14 protein-coding genes and 1 tRNA gene are annotated in these 15,971 nt (G+C 71.2%); 6 read left to right on the top strand and 9 right to left on the bottom strand.

What is annotated here, in order from left to right; genetic code table 11:
- Positions 1 to 347, top strand: a 347-nt coding sequence (locus ATL31_RS16245) for a DNA polymerase (RefSeq protein ID WP_245862573.1), incomplete at its 5' end; no start/stop codon positions are given.
- 15 nt (positions 348 to 362) lie between these two features.
- Here the strand turns inward: ATL31_RS16245 and ATL31_RS16240 are convergent.
- Positions 363 to 992 carry a class I SAM-dependent methyltransferase gene (locus ATL31_RS16240; RefSeq protein WP_425440334.1) on the bottom strand — a complete coding sequence of 210 codons (630 nt, stop codon included), beginning with the start codon at positions 990 to 992 and terminating at the stop codon, positions 363 to 365.
- Between the two features lie 329 nt (positions 993 to 1,321).
- Here ATL31_RS16240 and rpsA (ATL31_RS16235) point away from each other — a divergent pair, with 329 nt between their 5' ends.
- From rpsA (ATL31_RS16235) to ATL31_RS16225, 3 genes are all read left to right on the top strand, one after another.
- Positions 1,322 to 2,800, top strand: coding sequence for a 30S ribosomal protein S1 (gene rpsA / locus ATL31_RS16235; RefSeq protein ID WP_101393965.1), 1,479 nt, complete (start codon positions 1,322 to 1,324; stop codon positions 2,798 to 2,800).
- Positions 2,801 to 2,964: 164 nt separating this feature from the next.
- Positions 2,965 to 3,924 (top strand): carbohydrate ABC transporter permease, encoded by a 960-nt coding sequence (locus ATL31_RS16230; RefSeq protein ID WP_101393966.1) that lies wholly within the window; start codon positions 2,965 to 2,967, stop codon positions 3,922 to 3,924.
- Complete coding sequence (locus ATL31_RS16225) at positions 3,921 to 4,850, top strand: carbohydrate ABC transporter permease (RefSeq protein ID WP_211283933.1); 930 nt, start codon at positions 3,921 to 3,923, stop codon at positions 4,848 to 4,850. Before ATL31_RS16230 ends, ATL31_RS16225 begins: the two co-directional genes overlap by 4 nt.
- Before the next feature lie 565 nt (positions 4,851 to 5,415).
- Here ATL31_RS16225 and ATL31_RS16220 read toward each other — a convergent pair.
- The 3 genes from ATL31_RS16220 to rpsA (ATL31_RS16210) all read right to left on the bottom strand — a co-directional run bounded on the left by ATL31_RS16220 (position 5,416) and on the right by rpsA (ATL31_RS16210) (position 8,944).
- Positions 5,416 to 6,345 carry a carbohydrate ABC transporter permease gene (locus ATL31_RS16220; RefSeq protein WP_211283933.1) on the bottom strand — a complete coding sequence of 310 codons (930 nt, stop codon included), beginning with the start codon at positions 6,343 to 6,345 and terminating at the stop codon, positions 5,416 to 5,418.
- A complete protein-coding gene (locus ATL31_RS16215; RefSeq protein WP_101393966.1) occupies positions 6,342 to 7,301 on the bottom strand; it encodes a carbohydrate ABC transporter permease in 960 nt (319 codons plus the stop codon). The genes ATL31_RS16220 and ATL31_RS16215 overlap by 4 nt, the downstream gene beginning before the upstream one ends.
- Before the next feature lie 164 nt (positions 7,302 to 7,465).
- Entirely contained in the window at positions 7,466 to 8,944 is a 1,479-nt protein-coding gene (rpsA, locus tag ATL31_RS16210; protein WP_101393965.1) for a 30S ribosomal protein S1, read from the bottom strand.
- Between the two features lie 154 nt (positions 8,945 to 9,098).
- On the opposite strand from rpsA (ATL31_RS16210), the gene ATL31_RS16205 reads away from it, so the two are divergent.
- On the top strand, positions 9,099 to 9,902 hold the full coding sequence (locus ATL31_RS16205; protein WP_211283932.1) for a class I SAM-dependent methyltransferase: 804 nt from the start codon (positions 9,099 to 9,101) through the stop codon (positions 9,900 to 9,902).
- A 15-nt stretch (positions 9,903 to 9,917) separates the two neighbouring features.
- Here ATL31_RS16205 and polA read toward each other — a convergent pair whose 3' ends face one another.
- Positions 9,918 to 12,629, bottom strand: coding sequence for a DNA polymerase I (gene polA, locus ATL31_RS16200; protein ID WP_101397045.1), 2,712 nt, complete (start codon positions 12,627 to 12,629; stop codon positions 9,918 to 9,920).
- Positions 12,630 to 12,699: 70 nt separating this feature from the next.
- On the opposite strand from polA, the gene ATL31_RS16195 reads away from it, so the two are divergent.
- A complete protein-coding gene (locus tag ATL31_RS16195; protein WP_245862797.1) occupies positions 12,700 to 13,092 on the top strand; it encodes a PaaI family thioesterase in 393 nt (130 codons plus the stop codon).
- 12 nt (positions 13,093 to 13,104) lie between these two features.
- On the opposite strand, the gene ATL31_RS16190 is transcribed toward ATL31_RS16195, so the two are convergent.
- From ATL31_RS16190 to pyk, 4 genes are all read right to left on the bottom strand, one after another.
- Complete coding sequence (locus ATL31_RS16190) at positions 13,105 to 13,668, bottom strand: GNAT family N-acetyltransferase (protein ID WP_143598415.1); 564 nt, start codon at positions 13,666 to 13,668, stop codon at positions 13,105 to 13,107.
- A gap of 120 nt (positions 13,669 to 13,788) precedes the next feature.
- Positions 13,789 to 14,382 (bottom strand): ANTAR domain-containing response regulator, encoded by a 594-nt coding sequence (locus ATL31_RS16185; RefSeq protein WP_101397039.1) that lies wholly within the window; start codon positions 14,380 to 14,382, stop codon positions 13,789 to 13,791.
- A 1-nt stretch (position 14,383) separates the two neighbouring features.
- Positions 14,384 to 14,466: transfer RNA gene (locus ATL31_RS16180), tRNA-Leu, on the bottom strand.
- A gap of 39 nt (positions 14,467 to 14,505) precedes the next feature.
- Positions 14,506 to 15,969, bottom strand: coding sequence for a pyruvate kinase (pyk, locus tag ATL31_RS16175; RefSeq protein ID WP_101397036.1), 1,464 nt, complete (start codon positions 15,967 to 15,969; stop codon positions 14,506 to 14,508).
- Between the last annotated feature and the right edge of the window lie 2 nt (positions 15,970 to 15,971).

Here is a 15,971-nt window from a genome sequence, read left to right as displayed (position 1 = left end):
CCGCCACCATGCTGGGCCGGCGCCGTTACCTGCCCGACCTGCTCAGCGACAACCGGCAGCGCCGCGAGGGCGCCGAGCGGATGGCGCTGAACGCGCCCATCCAGGGCTCGGCCGCCGACATCATCAAGCTCGCCATGAAGGGGGTCGACGCCGCACTGCGCGCCGAGGGCGCCCGCAGCCGGATGCTGCTCCAGGTGCACGACGAGCTCGTGCTCGAGGTCGCCGAGGGCGAGCGGGCCGACGTCGAGGCGCTGGTCCGCCGCGAGATGGGCGCCGCCATCGCCCTCGACGTGCCGCTCGACGTCAGCGTCGGTGTCGGCCGCTCCTGGCACGACGCCGCGCACTGAGCCCGGCGGCTCGGCTCACGGGCGCTCGCACACGAGGATGGCGGTACCGGGCAGGAGGCGGCCGCGCAGCGGTGACCAGCCGCCCCAGGACTGCCGGTTGCGCGCGGGCCACTCCGGCTCGACGAGGTCGACGAGGGTCAAGCCGGCCGCCACGACCTGGCGCACCAGGTCGCCCAGCGTGCGGTGGTGCTCGACGTAGGTCGGGACCCCGGCGGCGCTCTCGACGTAGGGGGTGCGGTCGAAGTAGGACGTGGTGGCCGTGAGCCCCTCGGGGCCCGGGACGTCGGGGAAGGCCCACCGCACCGGGTGCGAGGTCGAGAACACGAAGCGACCGCCCGGGCGCAGCACCCGGGCCGCCTCGCGCAGCACCGCCTCGCTGTCGGCCACGAAGGGGACGACGCCGTAGGCCGTGAAGACGCGGTCGACCGAGGCGTCGGCCAGCGGCAGACGCGTCCCGTCGCACTGGAGCAGGGGGACCGGCGCCGTGCCGTCGGCCCGGCCGGCGTCGATGCGACGGGAGGTGGCGAGCATCCCGCCCGAGAGGTCGCTGGCGACGACCCGCGCGCCCCGGTGGCGTGCGAGCCAGCGCGAGCACTGGGCCGCACCGGCGCCGATCTCGACGACGGTTGTGGCCGGGCGTGACACCCAGGAGGTCCAGCTCGTCCTCGGTCCAGCCCTCGGGGCCCCACACGAAGCCCGCGTCGTCGAGGAACGAGCCGTGCTCGGCGTGGTAGTCCTCGGCCTCGGCGTCCCACCAGGCCCGGTTGGCGGCCACCGTCTCGCCGGCGCCCACCGGGCGGCGGCCGGCCTCCTGGGTCACCGTCGACCCCCGCTCGGCCGGCGGGCCTGGACCGTTTTGCCGGTGGTGTGCGGGCACGAGTAGGCTGTGCGAGCACCCGTGTGCCGTTCGCGACACCGGTGTGCGCCCGCTTCATCCACTCGAGTCCACCTGTCCACATCGGAGTTCCTACTACATGACTGCCAGCACGGTCGCCACGACCGCCCCTCAGATTGCCATCAACGACATCGGCTCTGAGGAAGACCTCCTCGCCGCGATCGACGCGACGATCAAGCACTTCAACGACGGCGACATCGTCGAGGGTCGCATCGTCAAGGTGGACCGCGACGAGGTCCTCCTCGACATCGGCTACAAGACCGAGGGTGTCATCCCCTCCCGCGAGCTGTCCATCAAGCACGACGTCGACCCCAACGACGTCGTCAAGGTCGGCGACGAGGTCGAGGCCCTGGTCCTCCAGAAGGAGGACAAGGAGGGTCGTCTGATCCTGTCCAAGAAGCGCGCCCAGTACGAGCGCGCCTGGGGCACGATCGAGAAGATCAAGGAGGAGGACGGCGTCGTCACCGGCACCGTCATCGAGGTCGTCAAGGGCGGCCTCATCCTCGACATCGGCCTGCGCGGGTTCCTCCCCGCCTCGCTCGTCGAGATGCGCCGGGTGCGCGACCTCCAGCCGTACGTCGGCAAGGAGATCGAGGCCAAGATCATCGAGCTCGACAAGAACCGCAACAACGTGGTCCTGTCGCGCCGTGCCTGGCTCGAGCAGACCCAGTCCGAGGTCCGCACGACGTTCCTCAAGGAGCTCGGCAAGGGCCAGGTCCGCACGGGTGTCGTGTCCTCCATCGTCAACTTCGGTGCGTTCGTCGACCTCGGCGGCGTCGACGGTCTCGTGCACGTCTCCGAGCTGTCCTGGAAGCACATCGACCACCCGTCCGAGGTCGTCGAGGTCGGCGACGAGGTCACCGTCGAGGTGCTCGACGTCGACATGGACCGCGAGCGCGTCTCGCTGTCGCTCAAGGCGACGCAGGAGGACCCCTGGCAGCACTTCGCCCGGACCCACGCGATCGGCCAGGTCGTCCCGGGCAAGGTCACCAAGCTCGTCCCGTTCGGTGCGTTCGTGCGCGTCGACGACGGCATCGAGGGCCTGGTGCACATCTCCGAGCTCGCCGAGCGTCACGTCGAGCTGCCCGAGCAGGTCGTCACCGTCGGCCAGGAGATCTTCGTCAAGGTCATCGACATCGACCTCGAGCGTCGCCGCATCTCGCTCAGCCTGAAGCAGGCCAACGAGGACGGCGCCGGCCAGGTCGAGTTCGACCCGACCCTGTACGGCATGGCCGCCGAGTACGACGAGAAGGGTGACTACAAGTACCCCGAGGGCTTCGACCCGGAGACCAACGAGTGGCTCGAGGGCTACGAGACCCAGCGCGAGGCCTGGGAGAAGCAGTACGCCGAGGCCCACGCCCGCTGGGAGGCCCACCGGGCCCAGGTCGAGGCGGCCGTCAAGGCCGACGCCGAGGCCGCCGGCGAGGCCGCGACCTCGTACTCGTCCGAGAGCACCGACGAGGCGCCCGCCGTGCGCCCGGCCGCTCCCGTCAACGAGGGCACCCTCGCCTCCGACGAGGCGCTCGCCGCGCTGCGCGAGAAGCTCACCGGCAACTGACGCCCGCGTCACCGCAGGGCCCCGGACCGTCACGGTCCGGGGCCCTGCGCGTTCCCGGAGCCGCGCAGGGGGCGTCCGGAGCCCGGGCCGAGCGTTGGCCCCCTCGACGAAAGTCGTTCACGCCGTGCACGCCGCCACGTAACTCTGCGGGCTAGGTTGTCGACGTGCAGTCGACGACCTCGGACCGAGACGTCGCGCCGGGGGAACGCTCAGGGCCACCTGAGCCGGTCGGGCCCCCGCCGCGGCGCTCCAGCGGGCGCGCCTGGGAGTGGAGCCTCGCCGGGCTCCTCCTGGCCCCCAACCTGGTCCTCCTCATCGTGTTCACCTACCGGCCGCTGCTCGACAACATCCGCCTCTCGTTCACCGACTGGAACATCTCGGCGCCGGTGGCCAACCCGGTGGGCTTCGCCAACTACGTCGAGTGGTTCGGGCGCGACGACACCCGCACGGTGCTGTCGAACACGCTGATCTTCACCGTCGCGACCGTCGGCATCTCGATGGGGCTGGGCCTGGCCCTGGCCATGCTGCTCGACCAGCGCCTGCGCGGCCGCAACGTCGTGCGCTCGGTGGTGTTCGCGCCGTTCGTCATCTCCGGCGCCGCGGTGGGCGTGGCCTTCCAGTTCGTCTTCGACCCCAGCTTCGGCCTGGTGCGCGACCTGCTGACCCGCGTCGGGGTCGCCGTGCCCGACTTCTACCAGCGCCCGGGATGGGCGCTGTTCATGGTGACCTTCACCTACATCTGGAAGACCCTCGGCTACAGCTTCGTCATCTACCTGGCGGCGCTGCAGGGCCGGCGGGCCGACCTCGACGAGGCGGCCGAGATCGACGGCGCCTCGCCCTGGACGCACTTCCGCAGGGTGCTGCTGCCCCAGCTGCGGCCGACGACGTTCTTCCTGTCCATCACGGTGCTGCTGAGCTCGGTGCAGGTGTTCGACATCATCAACGTGATGACCCGCGGCGGGCCGGTGGGCGACGGCACCATGACGCTCGTCTACCAGGTGTACCGCGAGACCTTCGTCAACCTGCGGGCCGGCTACGGCGCGACGGTGGCCACCGTCATGTTCCTCATCCTCCTGGTCGTCACGATCGTCCAGGTCCGCGTCATGGATCGGCCGCAGACATGAGCGCCACCACCACGCCCGTCGGCCGCGTCGACGAGGCACCCGAGCAGCCGTCGCGCCGTCGCCGGGGGCGCGGGGTCGCCCACGGCGCCGAGGCCGCCTCGCACCGCTCGCCCGCGATGACCGCCGCGGGCTACGTCGCGATGCTCCTCGTGGTCCTCGTCGTGGCCGTCCCGCTGTTCTGGATCGTGGTCACCTCGCTCAAGGAGCGCCAGGACATCTACGTCCAGCCCGCGCAGTGGCTGCCCGACCCGGGGACCACGAACAACTACCACGACGTCACCACGCGCATCCCGTTCCTGCGGTACATGCGCAACTCGGTGATCATCACGGTGGTGCTCTCGGTCTCGAAGATCGTGCTGGGCGTGCTGAGCGCCTACGCACTCTCGCTGCTGCGCTTCCCCGGCCGCGGCCTGGTGTTCCTCGTCGTCATCGCGGCCCTGATGGTGCCCAACCAGATCACGGTCATCAGCAACTACGCGCTGGTGGCCCAGCTCGGCTGGCGCAACACCTTCCAGGGGATCATCATCCCGCTGGCCGGCGTCGCCTTCGGCACCTTCCTGATGCGCAACCAGTTCCTCAGCCTGCCGAGCGAGATCATCGAGGCCGCGCGCCTCGACGGCGCCGGGCCGCTGAAGCTCCTCTGGCGCGTGGTGCTGCCGATGTCGTGGCCGACCCTGGTGGCGTTCTCGCTCATCACCGTGGTCAACGAGTGGAACGAGTACCTCTGGCCGTTCCTGATGTCCGACGACGAGCGCACCGCCCCGCTGCCGGTCGGGCTGACCCTGCTGCAGAACAACGACGGCGTCACGAACTGGGGGCCGGTGATGGCCGGCACGGTGCTGGCCATGCTGCCGGTCCTGGTGCTCTTCCTGGTCCTGCAGCGGCAGATGATCAAGGGCCTCACCGCCGGCGCCGTGAAGAGCTGACCGACCGAAGACCACCGACCACCGACCACCGACCGAGCACACCCCCTCACGAACCCCCACCCGGGCGACACCCGCCCGGCGAACGGAAGCACGACATGAACCAGCTCACCCGTCGCGGACTCCTCGGACTGGCCGGCACGGCCGGCATCGCAGGCTCTCGCCTGCGCCGGAACGGTAGCAGCGCCAGCCCCGACAAGGCCAGTGGCGCCAGCAACACCATCGAGTTCTGGAGCAACCACCCCGCAGCAGGCACAGCCGGTCGATGCATGCATGATCATCGCCGGCCTTCCAGAAGGAGAACCCTGGCGTGGCCTGCGGGGGTGGTTGCTCCAGAACTCGATGGTGTTGCTGGCGCCACTGGCCTTGTCGGGGCTGGCGCTGCTACCGGTTCCGGCGCAGGCCGAGAGCCCTGCGATGCCGGCCGTGCCGGCCAGTCCGAGGAGTCCGCGACGGGTGAGCTGGTTCATGTCGTGCCTTCCGTGTCGCCCGGGCGGGTGTCGCCCGGGTGGGGGTTCGTGAGGGGGTGTGCTCGGTCGGTGGTCGGTGGTCGGTGGTCTTCGGTCGGTCAGCTCTTCACGGCGCCGGCGGTGAGGCCCTTGATCATCTGCCGCTGCAGGACCAGGAAGAGCACCAGGACCGGCAGCATGGCCAGCACCGTGCCGGCCATCACCGGCCCCCAGTTCGTGACGCCGTCGTTGTTCTGCAGCAGGGTCAGCCCGACCGGCAGCGGGGCGGTGCGCTCGTCGTCGGACATCAGGAACGGCCAGAGGTACTCGTTCCACTCGTTGACCACGGTGATGAGCGAGAACGCCACCAGGGTCGGCCACGACATCGGCAGCACCACGCGCCAGAGGAGCTTCAGCGGCCCGGCGCCGTCGAGGCGCGCGGCCTCGATGATCTCGCTCGGCAGGCTGAGGAACTGGTTGCGCATCAGGAAGGTGCCGAAGGCGACGCCGGCCAGCGGGATGATGATCCCCTGGAAGGTGTTGCGCCAGCCGAGCTGGGCCACCAGCGCGTAGTTGCTGATGACCGTGATCTGGTTGGGCACCATCAGGGCCGCGATGACGACGAGGAACACCAGGCCGCGGCCGGGGAAGCGCAGCAGCGAGAGTGCGTAGGCGCTCAGCACGCCCAGCACGATCTTCGAGACCGAGAGCACCACCGTGATGATCACCGAGTTGCGCATGTACCGCAGGAACGGGATGCGCGTGGTGACGTCGTGGTAGTTGTTCGTGGTCCCCGGGTCGGGCAGCCACTGCGCGGGCTGGACGTAGATGTCCTGGCGCTCCTTGAGCGAGGTGACCACGATCCAGAACAGCGGGACGGCCACGACGAGGACCACGAGGAGCATCGCGACGTAGCCCGCGGCGGTCATCGCGGGCGAGCGGTGCGAGGCGGCCTCGGCGCCGTGGGCGACCCCGCGCCCCCGGCGACGGCGCGACGGCTGCTCGGGTGCCTCGTCGACGCGGCCGACGGGCGTGGTGGTGGCGCTCATGTCTGCGGCCGATCCATGACGCGGACCTGGACGATCGTGACGACCAGGAGGATGAGGAACATGACGGTGGCCACCGTCGCGCCGTAGCCGGCCCGCAGGTTGACGAAGGTCTCGCGGTACACCTGGTAGACGAGCGTCATGGTGCCGTCGCCCACCGGCCCGCCGCGGGTCATCACGTTGATGATGTCGAACACCTGCACCGAGCTCAGCAGCACCGTGATGGACAGGAAGAACGTCGTCGGCCGCAGCTGGGGCAGCAGCACCCTGCGGAAGTGCGTCCAGGGCGAGGCGCCGTCGATCTCGGCCGCCTCGTCGAGGTCGGCCCGCCGGCCCTGCAGCGCCGCCAGGTAGATGACGAAGCTGTAGCCGAGGGTCTTCCAGATGTAGGTGAAGGTCACCATGAACAGCGCCCATCCCGGGCGCTGGTAGAAGTCGGGCACGGCGACCCCGACGCGGGTCAGCAGGTCGCGCACCAGGCCGAAGCTGGGGTCGAAGACGAACTGGAAGGCCACGCCCACCGCGGCGCCGGAGATGACGAACGGCGCGAACACCACCGAGCGCACGACGTTGCGGCCGCGCAGGCGCTGGTCGAGCAGCATGGCCAGGGCCAGGCCCAGCCCCATCGAGATGCCGACGGTCGCGACGGTGAAGATCAGCGTGTTCGACAGCACCGTGCGGGTGTCGTCGCGCCCGAACCACTCGACGTAGTTGGCGAAGCCCACCGGGTTGGCCACCGGCGCCGAGATGTTCCAGTCGGTGAACGAGAGGCGGATGTTGTCGAGCAGCGGCCGGTAGGTGAACACGATGAGGAGGACCAGGTTGGGGGCCAGGAGGAGCCCGGCGAGGCTCCACTCCCAGGCGCGCCCGCTGGAGCGCCGCGGCGGGGGCCCGACCGGCTCAGGTGGCCCTGAGCGTTCCCCCGGCGCGACGTCTCGGTCCGAGGTCGTCGACTGCACGTCGACAACCTAGCCCGCAGAGTTACGTGGCGGCGTGCACGGCGTGAACGACTTTCGTCGAGGGGGCCAACGCTCGGCCCGGGCTCCGGACGCCCCCTGCGCGGCTCCGGGAACGCGCAGGGCCCCGGACCGTGACGGTCCGGGGCCCTGCGGTGACGCGGGCGTCAGTTGCCGGTGAGCTTCTCGCGCAGCGCGGCGAGCGCCTCGTCGGAGGCGAGGGTGCCCTCGTTGACGGGAGCGGCCGGGCGCACGGCGGGCGCCTCGTCGGTGCTCTCGGACGAGTACGAGGTCGCGGCCTCGCCGGCGGCCTCGGCGTCGGCCTTGACGGCCGCCTCGACCTGGGCCCGGTGGGCCTCCCAGCGGGCGTGGGCCTCGGCGTACTGCTTCTCCCAGGCCTCGCGCTGGGTCTCGTAGCCCTCGAGCCACTCGTTGGTCTCCGGGTCGAAGCCCTCGGGGTACTTGTAGTCACCCTTCTCGTCGTACTCGGCGGCCATGCCGTACAGGGTCGGGTCGAACTCGACCTGGCCGGCGCCGTCCTCGTTGGCCTGCTTCAGGCTGAGCGAGATGCGGCGACGCTCGAGGTCGATGTCGATGACCTTGACGAAGATCTCCTGGCCGACGGTGACGACCTGCTCGGGCAGCTCGACGTGACGCTCGGCGAGCTCGGAGATGTGCACCAGGCCCTCGATGCCGTCGTCGACGCGCACGAACGCACCGAACGGGACGAGCTTGGTGACCTTGCCCGGGACGACCTGGCCGATCGCGTGGGTCCGGGCGAAGTGCTGCCAGGGGTCCTCCTGCGTCGCCTTGAGCGACAGCGAGACGCGCTCGCGGTCCATGTCGACGTCGAGCACCTCGACGGTGACCTCGTCGCCGACCTCGACGACCTCGGACGGGTGGTCGATGTGCTTCCAGGACAGCTCGGAGACGTGCACGAGACCGTCGACGCCGCCGAGGTCGACGAACGCACCGAAGTTGACGATGGAGGACACGACACCCGTGCGGACCTGGCCCTTGCCGAGCTCCTTGAGGAACGTCGTGCGGACCTCGGACTGGGTCTGCTCGAGCCAGGCACGGCGCGACAGGACCACGTTGTTGCGGTTCTTGTCGAGCTCGATGATCTTGGCCTCGATCTCCTTGCCGACGTACGGCTGGAGGTCGCGCACCCGGCGCATCTCGACGAGCGAGGCGGGGAGGAACCCGCGCAGGCCGATGTCGAGGATGAGGCCGCCCTTGACGACCTCGATGACGGTGCCGGTGACGACGCCGTCCTCCTCCTTGATCTTCTCGATCGTGCCCCAGGCGCGCTCGTACTGGGCGCGCTTCTTGGACAGGATCAGACGACCCTCCTTGTCCTCCTTCTGGAGGACCAGGGCCTCGACCTCGTCGCCGACCTTGACGACGTCGTTGGGGTCGACGTCGTGCTTGATGGACAGCTCGCGGGAGGGGATGACACCCTCGGTCTTGTAGCCGATGTCGAGGAGGACCTCGTCGCGGTCCACCTTGACGATGCGACCCTCGACGATGTCGCCGTCGTTGAAGTGCTTGATCGTCGCGTCGATCGCGGCGAGGAGGTCTTCCTCAGAGCCGATGTCGTTGATGGCAATCTGAGGGGCGGTCGTGGCGACCGTGCTGGCAGTCATGTAGTAGGAACTCCGATGTGGACAGGTGGACTCGAGTGGATGAAGCGGGCGCACACCGGTGTCGCGAACGGCACACGGGTGCTCGCACAGCCTACTCGTGCCCGCACACCACCGGCAAAACGGTCCAGGCCCGCCGGCCGAGCGGGGGTCGACGGTGACCCAGGAGGCCGGCCGCCGCCCGGTGGGCGCCGGCGAGACGGTGGCCGCCAACCGGGCCTGGTGGGACGCCGAGGCCGAGGACTACCACGCCGAGCACGGCTCGTTCCTCGACGACGCGGGCTTCGTGTGGGGCCCCGAGGGCTGGACCGAGGACGAGCTGGACCTCCTGGGTGTCACGCCCGGCCACACCGTCGTCGAGATCGGCGCCGGTGCGGCCCAGTGCTCGCGCTGGCTCGCACGCCACCGGGGCGCGCGGGTCGTCGCCAGCGACCTCTCGGGCGGGATGCTCGCCACCTCCCGTCGCATCGACGCCGGCCGGGCCGACGGCACGGCGCCGGTCCCCCTGCTCCAGTGCGACGGGACGCGTCTGCCGCTGGCCGACGCCTCGGTCGACCGCGTCTTCACGGCCTACGGCGTCGTCCCCTTCGTGGCCGACAGCGAGGCGGTGCTGCGCGAGGCGGCCCGGGTGCTGCGCCCGGGCGGTCGCTTCGTGTTCTCGACCTCGCACCCGGTGCGGTGGGCCTTCCCCGACGTCCCGGGCCCCGAGGGGCTCACGGCCACCACGTCCTACTTCGACCGCACCCCCTACGTCGAGAGCGCCGCCGGGGTCCCGACCTACGTCGAGCACCACCGCACGCTGGGCGACCTGGTGCGCCAGGTCGTGGCGGCCGGCTTGACCCTCGTCGACCTCGTCGAGCCGGAGTGGCCCGCGCGCAACCGGCAGTCCTGGGGCGGCTGGTCACCGCTGCGCGGCCGCCTCCTGCCCGGTACCGCCATCCTCGTGTGCGAGCGCCCGTGAGCCGAGCCGCCGGGCTCAGTGCGCGGCGTCGTGCCAGGAGCGGCCGACACCGACGCTGACGTCGAGCGGCACGTCGAGGGCGATGGCGGCGCCCATCTCGCGGCGGACCAGCGCCTCGACGTCGGCCCGCTCGCCCTCGGCGACCTCGAGCACGAGCTCGTCGTGCACCTGGAGCAGCATCCGGCTGCGGGCGCCCTCGGCGCGCAGTGCGGCGTCGACCCCCTTCATGGCGAGCTTGATGATGTCGGCGGCCGAGCCCTGGATGGGCGCGTTCAGCGCCATCCGCTCGGCGCCCTCGCGGCGCTGCCGGTTGTCGCTGAGCAGGTCGGGCAGGTAACGGCGCCGGCCCAGCATGGTGGCGGTGTAGCCGGTGGCCCGGGCTTCGACGACGATCTCGCGGAGGTAGTCGCGCACCCCGCCGAAGCGGGCGAAGTACTCGTCCATCAGGCCCTGGGCCTCGCCGGTACCGATGGTCAGCTGCTTGGACAGGCCGAAGGCCGACAGCCCGTAGGCCAGGCCGTAGCTCATCGCCTTGACCTTGCTGCGCATCTCGGGGGTGACGTCCTCGGGCGCGACGCCGAAGACCCGGGCACCGACGAACCGGTGCAGGTCCTCGCCGGTGCGGAAGGCCTCGATGAGCCCCTCGTCGCCGGAGAGGTGGGCCATGATCCGCATCTCGATCTGGCTGTAGTCGGCCGACATCAGCGACTCGTAGCCCTCGCCGACGACGAAGACCTCACGGATGCGGCGCCCCTCCTCGGTGCGGATGGGCACGTTCTGCAGGTTGGGGTCGGTGGACGACAGCCGCCCGGTGGCCGCGATGGTCTGCAGGTACGTGGTGTGGATGCGCCCGTCGTCGGCCACCGACTTGATCAGCCCCTCGACGGTGACCCGCAGCCGGCTGGTGTCGCGGTGGCGCAGCAGCGCCTCGAGGAAGGGGTGCTGGGTCTTCACGAACAGGTCGGCCAGGGCGTCGGCGTCGGTGGTGTAGCCGGTCTTGGTGCGCTTGGTCTTGGGCATCCCGAGCTGCTCGAAGAGCACCTCCTGCAGCTGCTTGGGGCTGCCGAGGTTGACGTCCTCGCGCCCGATGGCGTCGTAGGCGTCCTGCTGGGCCTGGCGCATCTTGGCGGCGAAGTCGGCCTCGAGCGCGGTGAGGGCGTCGCCGTCGACGGCGATGCCGGTGCGCTCCATCGTGGCCAGGATGTCGACCAGCGGGAGCTCCAGGTCGCGCAGGAGGTCCGAGCCGCCGGTCTCGTCGAGCTTGACGGCCAGCGCCTCGGACAGCTCGAGCACCGCCCGGGCCCGCACCATGGCGTCGCGGGCCGCGGTGTCGTCACCCTCCTCGACGTCGAAGGAGAGGGTGCCCTGGCGGCCCTGGTCGGCGGTGGCGGGGGCGTCGGCGCTGAGCTCGCGGCCCAGGTGGCGCACCACGAGGTCCTCGAGGTCGTAGGAGCGCTGGTCCGGCCGCACCAGGTAGGCCGCCAGCGCGGTGTCGCTGGTGACCCCGGCCAGGGTGAGCCCGCGGGTGGAGAGGGCCTGGAGCTGGGGTTTGGCGTCGTGCAGGACCTTGGGCGCGGACGGGTCGGCCAGCCACGAGGCCAGGGCGGCCTCCTGCTCGGGGGTGAGCGTGCCGAGGTCGAGGTGGGCGGTGGCGCCGTCGGTGCCCGCCAGCGAGATGGCGCCGGCGTCGCCTGCCCCGGCCCGGTACTCGCCGGCCACCACGACGCCGTGGGGGAGCGTGCGGCCCACCCCGCCGTCGCCGAAGCGCACCGTGAGGTCGTCGGCGGTGAAGACCTCGCCGTCGAGCTCGAAGCCGCCCTCGACCTCGTCGGCCTCGACCTCGAAGGTCTGGAAGAGCCGGTCGCGCAGCACCCGGAACTCGAGCCCGTCGAAGACCCGGTGCACCTCCTCGCGGTCCCACGAGGTGCGCTCGAGGTCGGCGACATCGAGGGGCAGCTCGAGGTCGTCGACCAGCCGGTTGAGCCGGCGGTTGCGCAGCACGTCGTCGAGGTGGGCCCGCAGGTTCTCGCCGGCCTTGCCCTTGATCTCGTCGACGTGGGCCACCACGCCCTGCAGGTCGCCGTACTGGGCGAGCCACTTCGCGGCGGTCTTGGGCCCCACTCCCGGGACGCCGGGCAGGTTGTCGCTGGACTCGCCCACGAGGGCCGCGAGGTCGCTGTAGCGGTCGGGGGGGACGAGGTACTTCTCCTCGACGGCGGCGGGGTCCATCCGCCACACCTCGGACACCCCGCGCACCGGGTAGACCAGGGTGACCTTGTCGGAGACGAGCTGGAAGGCGTCGCGGTCGCCGGTGCAGACGACGACCTCGCCCCCGGCCTCGACCGCCTGCCGCGTGAGGGTGGCGATGACGTCGTCGGCCTCGAAGCCCTCGACCCCGACGTGCCGGATGCGCAGGGCGTCGAGCACCTCGCGCAGGAGCGGCAGCTGGCCCGAGAACTCGGTGGGGGTCTTGGCGCGGCCGGCCTTGTACTCGGCGTACTGCTCGAGCCGGAAGGTCTGTCGCGAGACGTCGAAGGCGACGCCGACGTGGGTGGGGGCCTCGTCGCGCAGGACGTTGATGAGCATGGCCGTGAAGCCGTAGACGGCGTTGGTGTTCTGGCCGGTGCTGGTCGAGAAGTTCTCGACCGGGAGGGCGAAGAAGGCCCGGTAGGCCAGCGAGTGTCCGTCGAGGAGGAGGAGCTTCACGCATGGCAGCCTATCGACCATGACCGACACCCCCGCCGCCCCGGACCCCGCCTCCTCCCCCGCCGGCGAGCATGCCTCCGCCCTGGCCGCGATGACCGCGGCCAACCCCGACTCGCTGATGCAGCGGATGGGCATCGAGATCGTCGAGGCCGGCCCCGAGCGCCTGGTGGCGACGATGCCGGTGGCCGGCAACACCCAGCCGTACGGCCTGTTGCACGGGGGTGCCTCGGTGGTGCTCGCCGAGACCCTCGGCTCGGTCGGCGCCGCGCTGCACGCGGGCGAGGGCAAGGCCGTCGTCGGCCTCGACATCAACGCCACCCACCACCGGGCCGCGCGCTCGGGGCTGGTCACGGGCACCGCCACCGCGCTGAGCCTGGGGCGGACCCTCGCGAGCTACGAGGTCGTGGTCACCGACGACACCGGCAAGCGGGTCTGCACCTCGCGGATCACCTGCCTGATCCGCGACGCGGCGCCGGGCGCCTGAGTCGGAGCCCGCTCAGGCGGAGCGGGTCGGCACGAACGCGCGCTGGCGCAGGCTGCGGCGCCGCCGGGTGAGCTCGAGGCCGGTCTCGGCCGTCTCGGGGGCCAGCCGGCGCCGCAGCGGCCCGGTGCCGACGACGCGGCGGGTGACGCTGGAGGCGAAGCCGAGCCGGGCGAAGAAGCGGTTGGCCTCGCGGCTCGTGGTGGGGACGTTGGACACGATCTGCTCACAGCCGGCGCGCTCGGCCACCGACAGCACCACGGTGAGGAGCGACTTGGCCACCCCGTGCCGCCGGGCCTCGGGGCAGACGAAGAGCTGCTCGACCGCGACCTCGGGCGTGGGGCTCAGCCCGAACGGGTTGTCGGTGGTGATGGTGTAGCCCACCGGCGTGCCGTCGAGGGTCGCCACGAAGGCCTGGACCCCCGGGCGGCGCATGGCCTCGGCGAAGCGGCCGTCGGAGACCGCGCGGGCGCAGACGTCCGGGCTGCTCCCGGCGTCGACGCGGGCCTCGAGCCACAGGGCGATGAGCTGGGTCAGGTCCTCACCCACCGGCGCGACCTCGACGGATCGTCGTCCCACGCTGCCTCCTCGTCCGGGCGGGCCCCGTCGGGGCCCGCTTCCACCGAAGACTAGGCCCTCGGCCTCCCGCCTGGCGAGGGGGTGGGGCCCCCCAATTCCACAGCGGCCGAAGGGCGCCGGTCAGGCGTTCTCCATGCCTGCGACGACGGCGTCGGCGACCTCCTTCATCCCCATGCGCCGGTCCATCGCGGTCTTCTGGATCCACCGGAACGCCTCGGCCTCGGTGATCTTCAGCTTGGTCATCAGCACGCCCTTGGCGCGGTCGACGGCCTTGCGGGTCTCGAGCCGCTCGCCGAGGTCGGCGACCTCGCTCTCGAGGGTCTTCAGCTCGGCCCAGCGCGAGAGGGCGATGTCGAGCGCGGGCGTGACGTCGGAGGCGGTGAAGGGCTTGACGACGTACGCCATGACCCCGGCGTCGCGGGCCCGCTCGACGAGCTCCTTCTGGCTGAAGGCGGTGAGCATCACCACGGGGCAGATCCGCTCGGCGCCGATGACCTCGGCGGCGCTGATGCCGTCCATCACCGGCATCTTGACGTCCATGATCACGATGTCGGGCGCGAGGGAGCGCGCGAGCTCGACGGCCTGCTCCCCGTCGCCGGCCTGGCCGACGACGTCGTAGCCGGCCTCCCGGAGCATCTCGGCCAGGTCGAGGCGGATGATGGCCTCGTCCTCGGCGACCAGGACCCGCTTGGTGGTGGCTGCACTCTGCGTCATGTGCCGGGAGCGGGACTCGAACCCGCACGCCCTCGCGGGCAGAGCATTTTGAGTGCTCCGTGTCTGCCGTTCCACCACCCCGGCGGGGGCGCTGTCAGCATAGCCAGCCCGCCAGGGCCGGGTTCAGCCCTGTCCGCCGGCGTCGGCGTCGAGGTACGCCGGCGCGACGCGGTTCTTGGCGTCGCCGATACGGTGCACGCGCAGCGCGTTGGTGGACCCGGGGATGCCGGGCGGGGACCCGGCCACGATGATCACCAGGTCGCCCTCCTTGACCCGGCCGATCGAGAGCAGGAGCTCGTCGACCTGCATGGCCATGTCGTCGGTGTGGCGGACCTTGCCGACCAGGAAGGTCTCGACGCCCCAGGTGAGCGCGAGCTGGCTGCGGGTCGACTGGTTGGGCGTGAAGGCCAGCATCGGGATGCGCGGGCGGACGCGGGCCAGGCGCCGCGCGCTGTCGCCGCTCTCGGTGAAGGTGATGAGGAACTTCACCCCGAGCAGCTCGCCGATCTCGGCGGCGGCCGCGGTGACCGCGCCACCCTTGGAGTTGGGCCGGGTGCCGAGGGGGCGGATGCGGTGCAGCCCGTGGGTCTCGGTGTTCTCGATGATGCGCGCCATGGTGCGCACCGTGGCGAACGGGTTCTTGCCGACGCTGGTCTCGCCCGAGAGCATCAGGGCGTCGGCGCCGTCGAGCACGGCGTTGGCGGCGTCGGAGGCCTCCGCCCGGGTCGGGCGGCTGTTCTCGATCATCGACTCGAGCACCTGGGTGGCGACGATGACCGGCTTGGCGCGGCGGCGGGCGATCTCGCACGCGCGCTTCTGCACCAGCGGCACCTCCTCGAGCGGCATCTCGACGCCGAGGTCGCCGCGGGCCACCATCACGCCGTCGAAGGCGCGGATGATCTCGTCGAGGTTGTCGACGGCCTGGGGCTTCTCGATCTTGGCGATGACGGGCAGGCGACCGCCCTCCTCGTCCATGATCTCGTGGACGCGGATGATGTCGTCGGCCGAGCGCACGAACGACAGCGCGATCATGTCGGCCTTGGTGCGCAGGGCCCAGCGCAGGTCGTCCTCGTCCTTCTCGGACAGCGCGGGGACCGAGACGGCGACGCCCGGCAGGTTGATGCCCTTGTTGTTGCTCAGCGGGCCGCCTTCGAGCACCTGGCAGACGACGTCGGTGTCGGTGACCTCGGTGGCGATGAGGGCGATCTTGCCGTCGTCGATCAGGATGCGGTCACCCACGTGCACGTCGCCGGGCAGCCCCGAGTACGTGGTGCCGACCTCGTTGACGTCGCCCGGGACGTCACGGGTGGTGATGATGAACGTGGCACCGTTGACCAGCACCACGGGGCCGTCGGCGAAGCGCGCCGTGCGGATCTTGGGGCCCTGGAGGTCGACCAGCACCCCGACCGCGCGGCCCACGGCGTCACCCGCGGTGCGGACGTCGCGGTAGACCTGCTCGTGGTCGGCGTGGGTGCCGTGGGAGAGGTTCAGCCGGGCGACGTCCATGCCCGCTTTCACCAGCTCGCGGAGGTTCTCGGCCGAGGACGTGGCAGGGCCCAGGGTGCAGACGATCTTGGCGCGGCGCATGC

The sequence above is a fragment of the Phycicoccus duodecadis genome, from assembly GCF_002846495.1.
GTDB classification, from domain to species: Bacteria; Actinomycetota; Actinomycetes; order Actinomycetales; family Dermatophilaceae; genus Phycicoccus; species Phycicoccus duodecadis.
The sequence above is the reverse complement of the archived record's forward strand: the minus strand, read 5'-3'. Positions and strand labels throughout refer to the sequence as shown.